Raw genomic sequence first — 14279 nt, 5'->3', positions numbered from 1 at the left:
CTTTTGAACAAAGCTTTGCAAATGTTAAAAAAAGGAAACAAACTCTACAGTATTTTAACAGGAAGTTGCCCCAAATGCCATCAAGAGTCTATGTATGTGGCCAACAACCCATATAAGCCAGGCCATCTTTTCAAAATGAACGAACGTTGCTCGAACTGTGACACTAAATATAAAATAGAACCTTCTTTTTTCTACGGTGCGATGTATGTCAGCTATGCGGTTGGAATTGCGTTTGCGGTAGCTGCCTTTGTCATTGCAAGACTTTTACTAGGTTCTAGTTTGATTACGACCTTTATAGCCATTGTAACCACTATGATCGTATTCATGCCGGTCATCATTCGTCTATCGCGAAATATCTGGATCAACTTCTTTTTCAGTTACGATAAGGAAGCGGCCGGAACTACCTCTTAAACCATTTTCTTTCAAAGCGAGCACAATCGATTTCGGCTTCCAAGGGAATTTGATGTTCGATATTTCGATACAATTGCGGTGCTACGTATGGGGCAATCAATATGCCCCGTGAACCAAAACCATTCAGCACGTACAGATTAGGCTCAGTGGGGTGTCTTCCTACAAGGGGTCTTCTATCTACTACGGTAGGCCGCACCCCCGCGACTTGATCTATTACTTTGTAGTCACAGGTAATGAATCGCTCCAGCTTTTTCAAAAGCGCTTCTTTGGTTTGTTCAGTGGGGCTGTTGGTAAGATCATTGCGATCATAATTCGCGCCGACCTTATACAAGTCATTTCCCAACGGAATACAGAAAATACTCGATTTAATCGCCTTTCGCTCCTTCAATTCGGGCGCCTTGATAATGACATACTCGCCCTTATTTCCGTGTAAAGGCAGGTAGTTGAAATAGGGGTTTCCTTTTAAACCAAAACCTTCGGCAAAAACGATATTTCGCGCTGTTATCGATTTATAGGAAATCGACTCGTTCTTGATCTGCAAAAGATCGTAGTTGAACGACTCGGAGGTCAATTTTTCTTTTTCCTTTAGGTACTGCGAATAACTTAGAAGCAATTGGTCCGTTGCTATTCTACCGGTCTTAAACACGGTACCGAAGCCGTGGGGCGCCTCAATATGAACATTTGTATTCGAATGGACCTCGGGCGATAAGAACGTGCCCAAAAAGGGTTTATCCATCGCCTCGAACCACAGGTTCTGTTCTTCGGCAGAACCGAATCTCCGAACTACTTCAAGACGATGATCCAGCGAGATTCCAAGTTTCCTTTCTAGCTTTGCGTAAAATGGCAACGCCAGTTCAAGTTGTTCATTTGCTTTCCACGCCAAGGTGAACCTCTTAAGAATAACAGGATTGTATAATCCACCAGCGACCGAAGAGGAAGTTTGCGAATCATCCGAGATCACGTGAAAGGTCTTGCCGTGATCTTCGAGTTGTTCACAAAAGGATATTCCGGCAAGGCCAAGACCGATTACGAGGTAGTCTACCATAGCACAAAGGTACTACTTCGTTCGTACGACTTGAGAAGAACACTAGGGTAATATTCAATACAGCGCCCTTTTTGATAGAGGACCTACGGTTCATAAAACCACGTATAATAGAAAGAGCCGCATCTTATGATGCGGCTCAATATCTTGAATTGGAATGTTAATCGTTAAGGCTTAATAGGCCCACATATCTTGTTCCCTATCTCGGATAACCTCTTTTATTCTCTTGGCCTCCAATAATTGAAACAAGGCATTATCGGCAATGTAATCGTTTACCTTTCGGTCACCGTGAACATTGTCTTCTCTGTAGATAACACCATTAAAACGTCTCGCGTTCAACAGCATGTCAAAAGAGATCGGTTGAGCGGAATTGCGTTGATTAAATACCTTCGCGTCGTGCAACATCTGTCGCGCACTAGGGTACCAAACCCAGAAAAGCTCAACTTTGGCATCAGCCGGGTCCATTGACTCATCATCGATGAAGTTCACATCAGGGGCGACAGGTGCAATACCCAGAAGTCTGTACTTCAGCTCACCCTGGCGCTTGTCAAAGTACCAGATACCTTTGATGCGGTACTCCTCGATATCCGCTGCGGAAAGCTCTCGCTCCATCACATATTCAGGAGACAATGCTTCACCTGCATTGATTTGTTCATACCCATATTCCAAGGTATCCACTTTGCGCAGTGTCGAACTTAAGTCTGCAAACTTTCTCTTTTCCGTAAAGTACGAATCAACATAAACGTCTTCTAGCTTGCCATTTCTGATGTTCTTAATCAAAACATCGTACAATGATCTTCTATCAGAACCTATATCAATAGTATCGGTAGGATAGTACAATGGAAAGTTTACACGTTCATCAAGGTCAACCACTTCCCAAACGGTCTTTGACCATAAGATATCACGATCATCGACATAACCATACTCTAGGGGAGCATCGTTATCCAACGCCTTCTGAGCTTCGGTTTTCACACCGATCTCTTCTGGCTTTTTGGCATTTAAAATGTTCGCTTGAGCCAACATAGAAGCAGGTAGTAAACTAACCGCTCCGATTATTAAAACATTCTTCCAATTCATTTTTCCAATCATTTAAAAGTAACCGGGCCGACTTTGCAAGCCAACCCGGAAATTTTATAGTTATTAATTTGTTATCTCCACAACAACCGGAGATACCTTTTTCAATTTGTAGCTTTTGTTATTCGTGATATACGCATTGATATCGAAGATCTGAACTGCATCACCGCGCTTCGCTCTTTTCAAAGCTGATTTTGCTTGACCGTTCAATTTATTGCCGTTAACGCTAACTGTAGGTTGACCTGGCACTTTAAATTTGAATCCACCAACTTTCAGATTCAAGTCAAAATCAAAGTCTTCCAACATAGCGCCAACTGTGGCGATCTCAACATTTTTACGAGGTAATTTCAAACTACCTGTTTGCTTACTGATAGAACCTGAAGGTCTTGGAATATCCTTAATTCTGAATTCAGATTTAGAAGATACGCGCTGACCATCTGGCAAAGTACCTGAAGCGGTAATCGTAACCGTTCTACCTTTACCTGGGTTCATAATATAGTTACTACCCTGTCTTTTCTTCAAACCAGTAGCTGAAGCGCTAACCTTGTTATTAGGAATACCAGGGATAGAAATAGACATCGGGTTAGAAACACCACGATACACTACATTCATTTTATCAGCAGCGATCAAAGCGGCATTCGGCTTCGAAATTGTCGCGAAGGAATTCTTCACAGGAACTTCGATTTCCTCACCGTCTTGCTTGAAGTACATGTTACCAGCAACTTCATGGTCACCAGGTGCACCTGCACCGATCAATAACTTGATACCACCGGCTTCAAGTTTATAATCTTTACCTGCGGTCATCTTTCTACCATCAAGAGTCAATTCAGCTCTTACAGGAGTAGAAGAGTTATCGGTTTTACTGATGATGATCTTTCCATCATACTTCTCTCCACTATAGAAAGCGGATTTAGAAGCTGAAAGTGATGTCGCAAAGTTCTTCAAAGAAACCTGCTCGGTCAATTCACCGGCCAACATCGATTTCAAAGCATCTTCTTCAGTAGACTTGATATCGGCCTGTAAGGCGGTCAATTTTGTCAAAGAAGCTACTAATGGAAAACGCTCATAGTGATAGTTGATCCAATCAACTTTTTCACCGCTACGGTTTGTTTCCTTACCGTTCTCATCTCCCGTTTGAAAACGTGCTTGCACATTCTCTTTTACTTCCTTCATGGAAGCTGGTAAAATTGCGATTACACCGTCACGGTAATCGTTGATTCTCTTCAAGAAATCCTCACCTTCAGGAGTCAAATTGTCTCCTTGGAAGAACTTTCCATCCAAAAAATCCGATTTATCCATTACTGTATAATCCGTAGGGTCTTCAACGCCTTCAAGCATACCATCTTTAAGTGACTGTAGGTAGTCATAGTACTCTTGAGACATTGCTTTTATCTGCTGTGCATCTTTGTACAGTTTATCGTACTTGGCTGCATCTTCAGAAGCTTTGGTTCCAAGACTTTCCAAAAACAAATCGTTGCTTGCGGTAGTCTTTGCGTTAGAAGTTTCCATCTTAACATTCATCAAACCGAATGCAGCTAGAACTTCTTTACTCATATTTAAGGCCAACATCGCGATGAAGATCAAATACATAAGGTTGATCATCTTCTGACGTGGTGTTGCTTTTCCTCCTGCCATGTTTTCTAATTAGATTTTAATTAATATTTGATTTGGGGTTATTTAACTAAAGTTCTAATTAGTTTCTATTCATTGCAGTTAACATACCACCGTATACACCGTTCAATGAAGAAAGGTTGGTAGCCAAAGACTCCATTTGGTCTTTCAAAGCACTTGCATTCTGAACAACTTCTTCATTGACAGAAGCTTGTTTGCTAGCACTCTCTAACTGTACTTTATATAAGCTGTTCAAAGACTCCATTTGAGCGGCAGCCTGAACCATTTCATCAGAATACTTCTTAGTAGATTCCATAGCATCAACTGTAGGGGCGATACCTTTAGCAGCACCTTCAAAGTTTCTGATACTGTCACCCAAGCTTTCCATAAGACTTGCGTCAACACCGGCTTCTTTAAGTAGGTCGTCTAATTTAGCAGATAAGGAAGCTTCAGTTTCTTTGATCTCCGCAAGTTCATTGCTTCTACCTTGAGATGCACCTCCGGAAAGCTCTGGGTATACCAAAGACCAATCGTATTCGTCATCTACCGGTTCAAATGCACTAATAGCGAAAATAAGCGCTTCCGTAATAAGACCTATCGCAAGAAGAATACCACCATTTAGTGGTCCGAACTCCCAGTGAAGGATTTTAAATAATGCACCAATAATTACTACCGATGCTCCAAGGCCGTAGGCCATGTTGAATAGTTTCTTTGTTGATTTTGACTGTGCCATAATAAAAGTTAATTTAAAATTTAATGTTAATAATAAGTATTTGGTTTAACGTTTGATCCGTCGTTACCCGGATGTATTTGGATTTTGTATTTGGACCCCGAATGTTCGGGAATGTATTTAAGCTTTCTAAAATTAGATAGAACATCTACGAAATGCAATACCCAATTCGGTGTATTTTATTTTGTTTTTTTTATTGTGTTGAATCTTCTTCGCCCATATAGTCCTGTACGGTTCTAAAACCTACATAACTACGTGCCGAATCAGCGTATTCATAGTCTCGTGTACTAACTTGAAGGAAGTAGGCGACATCTTTCCAAGACCCTCCTCGGATCACTTTTCTGGAATTCGCACCATCGCCCCCGTTCGGGTTCATGGTAGATACATAATCGTATGAACTTGGATCGTAACTTGAGTTTGTCCATTCCGAAACATTACCTGCCATGTTGTACAAGTTGAAATCGTTCGGCTCATAAGACTTCGCTTCCACTGTATACAAGGCTGCATCGGCAGCATAGTCTCCACGTTGCGGTTTGAAGTTGGCCATGAAACATCCTGTGTCACTGATCACATAAGGGCCACCCCAAGGGTAAGTTCCTCCTTCGATGCCACCTCTCGCAGCATATTCCCATTCCGCTTCCGTTGGCAATCTGAATTTATTTACGAATTGTCTTCCGCGACTCTTTTGGTCATCGTTCTTAAATTTCGTTCTCCAGTTACAAAACGCCTGCGCTTGCTTCCAAGAGATTCCGACAACCGGGTAATCGCTATACGCATCATGCCAGAAATAATCGTTGTGCATAGGCTCGTTGTACGAGTATTCGAAATCTCGGATCCAAACCGTGGTATCCGGATAGATTTCCAATTCTTCCTGACGGATAAAATCTTTTCTTCTACCGTTTCTAGATCGGGCAGCAGCTTCGATATCCATCCAGCTATACTTGTATTTCAATTTTGTTACATCAACGGTACGTTGGCCGTTGTATGATTCCTCTTCAGGAATGTACAATGAATCCATAACCTCCGTATAGTACTCATCTGGATATTCTGAAGTATCCCAAACCAAGTCTTCGTCTTTGTTCAGTGCACGACCTTCGAAACCGGTCTCACCCATCCCTGCATAATTATCCAACATGTATTTGTCATAGACCGACGCTTTGGTGGTATCGGCATCTTGGAATGCGAAGTCACCAATTCCTCCATCTTCAGGTCCTAATCCCAATTCATCCGCAAGAATGGCTAAACGCGTTCTTACAATGGAATCTTGTACCCATTCGACAAATTGACGGTATTCACTATTGGTAATTTCCGTGTCATCCATGTAGAAGGAACGTACGGTAACTGTCTTTGTAGGGGCGTTGAGAACTTTAGCCTGGTCTTCTTCGGCCTTACCCATGATAAAGGAACCTCTGGGAATTAGTTCCATACCGTAAGGCTTTTCAGGGTACCACTTTTTTCCTTGGGCCCCGACTAGCTCTCCTTTTGTTTTCGATCCACAACTTGTGAGCAAAAAAACAAATGCTATAGATGATAACAATAGCTTCTTCATACTTTAGGTTAAATTTCGATTATGGTTATAAACTGCAAACTCAATTGTTTATTCTACACTCTAAAACTATGTTTTGAGCAAATTATTGTATCGAGAGCAATTATACTTTAAAAATACTTTTGATTAATTAAAGCCTTTTTTATAAGCTTTAAACCACCGTTCGGGAATGTTCTGATCGCATGCGTCCAAATAGTCCTTTTCAGTGCACGGTAATAACGAAGTTGATTCCGATTTAGTATTTGAATGTAGAATAGATGGCACCTCTACCCACCATCGATGAGTGAAGTGGCTTTTATAGAAGGTCAATTGTTCGGTTTCCGAGGGAACGGTATACTTGGTAAAGTCGTCACTATTGCGATAGGGAGACTCTTTGGTCCTAAAGTTCGTACCTTCTATGAAGTACCATACAATATGGGCCATAAGTTGATTGGCTTGTGCCGAATTCTCCATTTCATAGAGTCCGAATACTTGCACATTCTCACTTATACCCGCATAGCGGGCTATCGCGCAGATTTCCCGACCGCTGAAGCCGTTTGGGGAAAAACTTTCAGAATACCCCACCTCACTGGCTTTGATCGATCGAGCGTCAAGACTGACCATATGGGCATTTCGCAAAACCGGTTCGGCGAGCTTGATATCGCCTATCAGGTCTCCAAGTCTGTAAGCATCGAAGAAGAGACGCTCCATTAAATCGATTTCCTCTTGGGCATTGAAATAGCTCTGATACCCGATATTGGAGAAATTAAAAAGATTATTCGGCTTGTCGGTTATGATCTTGCTCATATACGAATTGGAAGAAATCAATTCGTCATCCATACCGAAGTCAAAACGACTATCAATGGCCACGAGATTGATCATATCTTTGATGCCATCAAAGGCGCGATACGCCGGATAGGTGATATCTTGGGTCGCCCCCAATATAATAGGGATAATGTTTTCTTCGAGGAGCCCTGCAACAATCTCCTTGACTATAAAGTAGGTATCTTCTACGGTATCACCTTCTTCAATATCTCCCATATCAACGATAGTGGAGTTCCAGTTACCCATCAAGAGTTTATACAGTTGAAGACGAATACCCGAAACATCGAGTTTTTCCATCTTCTTCTCATAAGCGTTTCTGGATTCCTTTACCCCGATGATGGCTATGGAGGCGATGGCCAATACCGGCAGCCCGTCTCTTACCGTATGCTTATGGATATTTTTTCCTAAAGATTGATTGGGAAGCAATTCGCAATGCGCCAATACTTTATCTTCCACAGGGACCAAAAAATCAAATGCCATTGGGTCGGTACGTTTTATTCAGGGGTTCGTATTCGGTGCCGGGTAATTTACCGCTTTCAGATCGTACCGATTACTTCTTTTTTGCTTTGGGTTTTGCCTTCGCTTTTGCTTTTTTCTTTGGGGCCTTCTTTTCAATCAAGGATTTTGCTTCTTCCAGGGAAATCTTGGTAGCATCGACCGTTTTGGCCAATTCCACCTTTATTTTACCCTTTAGAATGTTATGCCTGCCCCATCGAGCCTTCTCGATTCGTATGCCTTCTTCAGGCCATTCCTGAATCAACTTGTCGATTTCCTTTTGCTTTTTTGTCTCGATTAATTCTTCAATATCGGATTTGGACAGGTTATCGAAATCGTACTTTTTATTAATGTTGATGAACATGCCGTCCCATTTGATAAAAGGCCCAAAACGACCCTTTCCTTTGGTCACATCTTTACCCTCGTACTGAGCTATAGGTGCATCGGCCTTTTCTTTTGCATCAATCAATTCAATGGCACGATCCATCTCGATTTCCATAGCGCTTTCCCCCTTATCCATTGAAACGAATTTCGCTCCGAACTTGACGTACGGGCCAAATCTACCGACGTTGGCCAACACTTCCTCACCTTTATAAACACCCAATTTTCGGGGAAGTTTAAATAGGTCCATCGCCTCTTCGAACGTAATGGTATTCAATGATTGGTCAGGCAACAAGCTAGCAAAAACCGGTTTTTCCTCATCATCGACCGTTCCGATTTGCACCATTGGACCAAATCTGCCCAATCGAACGGATACCCGTTTTCCGGTCTTTGGATCTTCGCCTAGAATTCGTTCGCCACTGGCACGATCCGCATTCTCTTCCACATCGAGAACAGTGGGGTGAAAATCGTTATAAAAGTCTTTCATCACCTTTTGCCAATCTTCGTTGCCGTCGGCGATTTCATCAAAATCCTCTTCGACCTTGGCCGTAAAATTATAGTCGAGTATGTTCTCGAAATTACTTACCAAAAAGTCATTGACAATCATGCCAATATCAGTAGGTACCATTTTTCCCTTATCCGAACCTACCATCTCGGAAAGGTCTTTTACCGTTACCGCACCACCTTCTAAAACCAATTGGGTATACTTGCGTTCAGTACCCTCAATGGTTCCTTTTTCAACATACCCCCTATTTAATATGGTCGATATTGTAGGGGCGTAGGTAGATGGCCTTCCAATACCAAGTTCCTCTAATTTCTTCACCAATGAGGCTTCCGTAAAACGATAGGGTGGTCGAGAGAATCGCTCTGTAGCTGTAATAAAATTGTTCAGCAAAGTATCACCGACCTTCATTGCGGGCAGCACACCTTCTTGCTCTTCCCCCTTATCCTCATCATCCAATCCTTCCATATACACCTTTAGAAAACCATCGAATTTGATGACCTCTCCGTTAGCGGTGAACTCTTCCCCATGACCACTGCTATTGATCTTCACGTTGGTCCTTTCCAATTGGGCATCACTCATTTGTGAAGCAATGGTGCGTTTCCAGATCAACTCGTACAGCTTGGCCTGATCCCGTTCCAAAGATGGCGATTGTCTTGTCATGTCGGTCGGGCGTATCGCTTCGTGCGCCTCTTGGGCTCCTTTTGATTTGCCCTTGAAATTTCGAACGTTGCTGTAGGCCTCACCATAGTTCGAAACAATTGCATCCTTTGCCGCATTTATTGCCTCGGAAGACAAGTTGACGCTATCGGTTCTCATATAAGTAATCAAACCTGCCTCATACAAGCGTTGGGCTACTTGCATGGTTCTCCCAACAGAGAAGTACAATTTACGCGATGCCTCTTGTTGTAAGGTAGAGGTCGTAAAAGGTGCTGAAGGCGACTTTTTTGCTGGCTTCTTGTCTAAACTTCCTACTGAAAAGTCAGCCCCGATATTTTGGTCCAAAAAGGTTTGGGCCGCCGACTTCGACGGAAAGGTCTTGTTCAATTTAGCGGTAAACACACTTCCCTCTGCGGTCTTGAACTGTGCCGAAACCTTAAAGGAGGCCTGTGGTGTGAAGGCTTCAATATCGCGTTCGCGCTCAACAATCAATCGCACGGCGACCGATTGCACACGTCCGGCCGAAAGTCCGGGTTTGATCTTTTTCCAAAGTACAGGTGATAATTGATATCCGACCAGTCGATCTAATACCCTTCTAGCCTGTTGCGCATTGACTAGATTATAGTTGATCTCCCTTGGGTTTTCAATAGCCTTCTGAATGGCAGATTTTGTAATGGAGTTGAAAACGATGCGCTTGGTCTTATCTTTTTCCAACCCGAGCGTTTCGGCCAAGTGCCAAGATATCGCTTCTCCCTCTCGGTCTTCATCACTGGCCAACCATATCATTTCAGCCTTTTTGGCAAGGTCTTTCAATTTCTTGACCAAAGCTTTCTTATCACCGTCTACAATATATTTGGGGGCGAAGTCATTGTCTACATCGACACCTAACTCCTTTGAGGGAAGATCCGCGATGTGCCCAAAACTAGACTCCACCTTGTAATCCTTTCCTAAAAATTTCTCTATCGTCTTAGCCTTTGCGGGCGACTCTACTATTACTAGGTTCTTAGCCATCAATTGGTTTTTGAAGAAACAAAAGTAGTCGATTTTTTTAATTTTCTAGTACACCTTATTATATAGTACGCTTAGAACACGTCACAAACCAAAAGCGAACGACCCAAAATAGATTGCCGTTACTTCTTCATCGTTCTCTATTTTTTTTACTTATTTTTAGGTACATCTCAGAAGGTATGTTTGATAAACGACCCTACCTTTTTCTTAACCAGACACAAACGATTCTACATGAAAACGAAATGGCTACTTCCCTTTATACTATTGTTCATATACCCCCTTCAGCACGTTCAATCACAGCGAAAAAACAAGAAAGCACAAGGCTTGACTTTTGACGAATCGCTTTATGATGGAATGGAATGGCGATTGGTCGGTCCTTTCAGGGGTGGTCGTGCCGGAACGGCTACCGGGGTCATTGACGACCCCAACCTATATTATATGGGCACCGCAGGCGGAGGTGTTTGGAAAACCGAAGATGCCGGAGGAACATGGAAATGTATTTCGGATGGTTACTTTGGTGGTTCTATAGGGGCCGTAGCGGTTTCCGAATCAGACCCCAACGTCATTTACGTGGGAGAGGGCGAACAGACCCTACGCGGTAATGTTTCATCAGGCAACGGTGTTTGGAAAAGCACGGATGCCGGTGAGACTTGGAAGTTCATCGGACTGCAGGGTTCAGAACATATTTCTAGAATCAGAATACATCCAAAAGACCCCAACCTTGTTTATGTCGCTGCGATCGGAAATTTATGGAAGCCCAATGAGACTCGCGGGGTATTCCGTTCGAAGGATGGAGGCAGCACTTGGGAAAAAATTCTATACGAAAGCGATAAAGCCGGGGCAGGTGATTTGATTTTAGACCCCAATAACCCCAGAATACTTTATGCCGCGACCTGGCAAATGAAACGAAATGGGTATCGAATGGATAGCGGTGGACCTGATAGTAAACTTTTTAAAAGTACCGACGGAGGGGATACCTGGACGGATATCTCGGATTTACCTGGGCTTCCCGATGGTCCATGGGGCATCGTCGGAATTGCGATATCACCGGTGAACTCAAACCGCATATGGACGATTATAGAAGCGGAAGAGGGGGGTGTATATCGCTCGGATGATTCCGGGAAAACCTGGGAGAAAATAAATGAGAACCGGGCACTTCGTCAAAGGGCATGGTACTACAGTCGCATTACCGCAGACCCCCAAAATGTGGATAAGGTGTACGTTATGAACGTGAGCTATGGGGTTTCTACTGATGGAGGTAAAACCTTCACTTTAAAAAACGCACCCCATGGCGACCATCATGATCTTTGGATCGACCCGAAGAACAACAACCGAATGGTTATCGCAGATGACGGAGGAGCTCAAGTATCGAATGACGGAGGAAATAATTGGACGACGTACCACAATCAACCCACGGCACAATTTTATCGTGTTTCAACCGATAATGAATTTCCCTATCGTATTTATGGAGCGCAACAAGACAACAGTACCGTGCGTATCTATCACCGAACTTCAGGCAGATCGATTACGGAAAGTGATTGGGAAGATACGTCAGGTGGCGAAAGTGCGCATTTGGCACCAGACCCCAAAAATAATGACGTTGTCTACGGAGGAACCTTCAAGGGATATATGATGCGAAAAGACCATGCCGTTGGTCAAACCCGATCGGTAAACGTTTGGCCCGATAATCCCGCCGGATCAGGAGTTGAAGTTATGAAGTATCGATTTAACTGGAACTTTCCGGTGAAGTTCAGTATTCATGACCCCAATACCTTATATGCGGGGTCAAACTTTCTTCATGTCACCACGAACGAAGGTCAAAGCTGGAAAACCATTTCACCCGACTTGACCCGAGCCCTACCGGAAACCATCAGGTCTTCTGGTGGACCGATTACCCAAGACAATACGGGGGCGGAATTCTATTCCAACATTTTTGTTATCAATGAATCCCCTCAGGAAAAAGGTGTGATTTGGATTGGTACCGATGACGGACTGATACAGATCAGCAAGGACAATGGCGCCAATTGGGAAAACATCACACCTCCGTCGAGCATGTCACCAAAGTTGAATATGATCAACAGCATCGATCCCAGCCCTTTCAAAAAGGGAACGGCTTACGTAGCCGCAACGTCATACAAGTTCGGCGATTATACTCCTTATTTATATAAGACTACCGATTATGGTAAAACATGGACCTTGATCACAACAGGCATCAAGGGCAATCACTACACCAGGGTGGTACGAACAGATAAGGTACGCGAAGGTCTTTTGTATGCCGGAACCGAATGGGGCATGTATGTTTCCTTCGATGATGGTGCCCATTGGCAACCTTTTCAGCTGAACCTGCCCATTACGGCGATACGCGATTTGGAAGTTCGCGACAATGACCTCATCGCAGCGACCCACGGAAGAAGTTTCTGGATCATCGATGACCTTACCCCCTTGCATCAGTTGTCATCGGAATTGAAAACCAAGAACGCCTTTCTCTACAAACCGGACAAGGCTTATCGAATGCAACAATCGGGCTGGGGCAAGGCCAACCCTGATTTGGAGGGAACCAATCACCCGGATGGGGCGATCATCAATTACTTCATTGCGCAGCAAAAGGAAACCGATACGGTGCACCTTGATATCTTGGAGTCGGACGGTACACTTATACAACGCTATTCCACTGCAGCCAAAAAAAGTAAAAACGACCCTAGCACAGCGAAAAAGTTACAAGTGAAATCGGGTGGCAATCGGTTCGTTTGGAATATGCGCTACCCCGGGTTCACGTCCTTCGATGGTATGGTCTTGTATTCTTCTCCCAATATGGGACCAAAAGCAGTACCCGGAGCGTACAAGGTACGCCTGACCTATAACGGCACATCACAAGAACAGGAGTTCACCGTGGTGAAAGACCCTAGATTACCGAATAGCCAAGGTGATTTCAAAAACCAATTCGATTTTCTAATTGAGGTAAGAGACCAGGTAAGCAGGGCCAATCAGGCCATCTCCGATATCAGAACAGTAAAAAAGGATTTGGAGTATGTCAGCGGAAAGTCTGGGGAAAACGGCTCCTTACAAGAATTGATTACCGAATTCAGAACCAAATTGGAAGTCATCGAGAACAACGTTCACATGACCAAAAACCAAAGCAGGCAAGACCCATTGAACTATGGTATACGGATCAATAACCGATTGGCCTTTTTGTTGGCAGACTCGCAACGCGGCGACTACCCCCCTACGAATCAGTCAAAGGAGTTCTTTGTACAAATCAAAAAAGAGCTGGATGTTGAAATGAACGCTCTGAACAGTTTAATGAAGGAATACATTTCCAAAATAAACGGGGAGGTTACCGAAAATAAGATCAAGATGATTTCAACGGAATAGTTCCCTTAAAATCTATACTAAAAAAACACCCTTGCTCATGGTCAAGGGTGTTTTTTTGTTTCTAGTCCAAAAATCAGATTTATTGTTCACACACTTGACAGGCCTCAAGCGTATCAAAGGGTACTGTGCCCTCACAGCCACCCCAAAGAAACTCTTTGCATTTTTGTTCCTCCTGGTCAAAATAGTATCTGGGCATGGCGGCCTCACAGGGCCCCGAATCAGGAATCAATTCGCATGCATTATAAATTAGAACCGGTTTCCCTTCTTGACATTTCACTCCGAGAGCCCCTGGGTCGATAGCGCAGTCAGATATTATTCCATTTTCCCGATTGTATTTCTCGTGAGCCGTGGTATAGGTTTCTACCTTGTCTAAAAAAGCCGCGGTGTCAATCTGCGTTGAATAAGCAATATATCCGGCCGGACCTCCGCAAGGCTTATCCCCTATTTCCGTAAAATGCCATTCACTGGCATTTTCACAATTTAAACTCACGGATAAGGCAACAATCTCATTGAGCATCCCGTCAAGGTCGCTTTGATTCAATGCAGAGTCCATGTCACTATCACATCCTGTTGAAATTAGAACAAGACATAAAATCAACCTACTGAATACCCCTGAATTCTTTTTCATAGCATTGGCATTTTT

General features: G+C 43.4%; 10 protein-coding genes. 2 read left to right on the top strand and 8 right to left on the bottom strand.

The features are described 5' to 3' along the window. Positions 1 to 21: 21 nt before the first annotated feature. The gene (locus tag ACKWCA_RS08950) at positions 22 to 411 is read left to right on the top strand and encodes a DUF983 domain-containing protein (protein WP_413977838.1); all 390 of its coding nucleotides are present in this window, start codon (positions 22 to 24) and stop codon (positions 409 to 411) included. On the opposite strand, the gene ACKWCA_RS08945 is transcribed toward ACKWCA_RS08950, so the two are convergent. From ACKWCA_RS08945 to topA, 7 genes are all read right to left on the bottom strand, one after another. After that, complete coding sequence (locus ACKWCA_RS08945) at positions 401 to 1456, bottom strand: NAD(P)/FAD-dependent oxidoreductase (protein WP_413977837.1); 1056 nt, start codon at positions 1454 to 1456, stop codon at positions 401 to 403. The genes ACKWCA_RS08950 and ACKWCA_RS08945 overlap by 11 nt on opposite strands. Before the next feature lie 171 nt (positions 1457 to 1627). After that, positions 1628 to 2530 (bottom strand): type IX secretion system ring subunit PorN/GldN, encoded by a 903-nt coding sequence (gene porN, locus ACKWCA_RS08940; protein WP_413977836.1) that lies wholly within the window; start codon positions 2528 to 2530, stop codon positions 1628 to 1630. A gap of 63 nt (positions 2531 to 2593) precedes the next feature. Beyond that, positions 2594 to 4162, bottom strand: a complete 1569-nt coding sequence (gene porM / locus ACKWCA_RS08935; RefSeq protein WP_413977835.1) for a type IX secretion system motor protein PorM/GldM — start codon at positions 4160 to 4162, stop codon at positions 2594 to 2596. A 58-nt stretch (positions 4163 to 4220) separates the two neighbouring features. Further along, positions 4221 to 4871: a type IX secretion system motor protein PorL/GldL gene (gene porL, locus ACKWCA_RS08930; RefSeq protein WP_413977834.1), complete on the bottom strand. Its 651-nt coding sequence runs from the start codon at positions 4869 to 4871 to the stop codon at positions 4221 to 4223. A gap of 190 nt (positions 4872 to 5061) precedes the next feature. Continuing rightward, the gene (porK, locus tag ACKWCA_RS08925) at positions 5062 to 6417 is read right to left on the bottom strand and encodes a T9SS ring complex lipoprotein PorK/GldK (RefSeq protein WP_413977833.1); all 1356 of its coding nucleotides are present in this window, start codon (positions 6415 to 6417) and stop codon (positions 5062 to 5064) included. A 123-nt stretch (positions 6418 to 6540) separates the two neighbouring features. Beyond that, a complete protein-coding gene (locus tag ACKWCA_RS08920) occupies positions 6541 to 7698 on the bottom strand; it encodes a formimidoylglutamase (protein WP_413977832.1) in 1158 nt (385 codons plus the stop codon). Positions 7699 to 7768: 70 nt separating this feature from the next. Continuing rightward, positions 7769 to 10267, bottom strand: a complete 2499-nt coding sequence (topA, locus tag ACKWCA_RS08915; RefSeq protein ID WP_413977831.1) for a type I DNA topoisomerase — start codon at positions 10265 to 10267, stop codon at positions 7769 to 7771. 228 nt (positions 10268 to 10495) lie between these two features. On the opposite strand from topA, the gene ACKWCA_RS08910 reads away from it, so the two are divergent. Further along, positions 10496 to 13636 carry a WD40/YVTN/BNR-like repeat-containing protein gene (locus tag ACKWCA_RS08910; RefSeq protein WP_413977830.1) on the top strand — a complete coding sequence of 1047 codons (3141 nt, stop codon included), beginning with the start codon at positions 10496 to 10498 and terminating at the stop codon, positions 13634 to 13636. A gap of 79 nt (positions 13637 to 13715) precedes the next feature. Here the strand turns inward: ACKWCA_RS08910 and ACKWCA_RS08905 are convergent, their stop codons facing one another. Further along, on the bottom strand, positions 13716 to 14264 hold the full coding sequence (locus ACKWCA_RS08905; protein WP_413977829.1) for a BPTI/Kunitz domain-containing protein: 549 nt from the start codon (positions 14262 to 14264) through the stop codon (positions 13716 to 13718). Positions 14265 to 14279: the final 15 nt, after the last annotated feature.

It is taken from the genome of Maribacter corallii, assembly GCF_047345415.1.
Lineage (GTDB): Bacteria > Bacteroidota > Bacteroidia > Flavobacteriales > Flavobacteriaceae > Maribacter_C.
The sequence above is the reverse complement of the archived record's forward strand: the minus strand, read 5'-3'. Positions and strand labels throughout refer to the sequence as shown.

What these genes read in the sequence shown, in the direction of transcription:
- ACKWCA_RS08950 (WP_413977838.1), top strand. Translation starts at nt 22, where the DNA reads ATGTTAAAAAAAGGAAACAAACTCTACAGTATTTTAACAGGAAGTTGC.
- ACKWCA_RS08945 (WP_413977837.1), bottom strand. Translation starts at nt 1,456, where the DNA reads ATGGTAGACTACCTCGTAATCGGTCTTGGCCTTGCCGGAATATCCTTT.
- porN (WP_413977836.1), bottom strand. Translation starts at nt 2,530, where the DNA reads ATGAATTGGAAGAATGTTTTAATAATCGGAGCGGTTAGTTTACTACCT.
- porM (WP_413977835.1), bottom strand. Translation starts at nt 4,162, where the DNA reads ATGGCAGGAGGAAAAGCAACACCACGTCAGAAGATGATCAACCTTATG.
- porL (WP_413977834.1), bottom strand. Translation starts at nt 4,871, where the DNA reads ATGGCACAGTCAAAATCAACAAAGAAACTATTCAACATGGCCTACGGC.
- porK (WP_413977833.1), bottom strand. Translation starts at nt 6,417, where the DNA reads ATGAAGAAGCTATTGTTATCATCTATAGCATTTGTTTTTTTGCTCACA.
- ACKWCA_RS08920 (WP_413977832.1), bottom strand. Translation starts at nt 7,698, where the DNA reads ATGGCATTTGATTTTTTGGTCCCTGTGGAAGATAAAGTATTGGCGCAT.
- topA (WP_413977831.1), bottom strand. Translation starts at nt 10,267, where the DNA reads ATGGCTAAGAACCTAGTAATAGTAGAGTCGCCCGCAAAGGCTAAGACG.
- ACKWCA_RS08910 (WP_413977830.1), top strand. Translation starts at nt 10,496, where the DNA reads ATGAAAACGAAATGGCTACTTCCCTTTATACTATTGTTCATATACCCC.
- ACKWCA_RS08905 (WP_413977829.1), bottom strand. Translation starts at nt 14,264, where the DNA reads ATGAAAAAGAATTCAGGGGTATTCAGTAGGTTGATTTTATGTCTTGTT.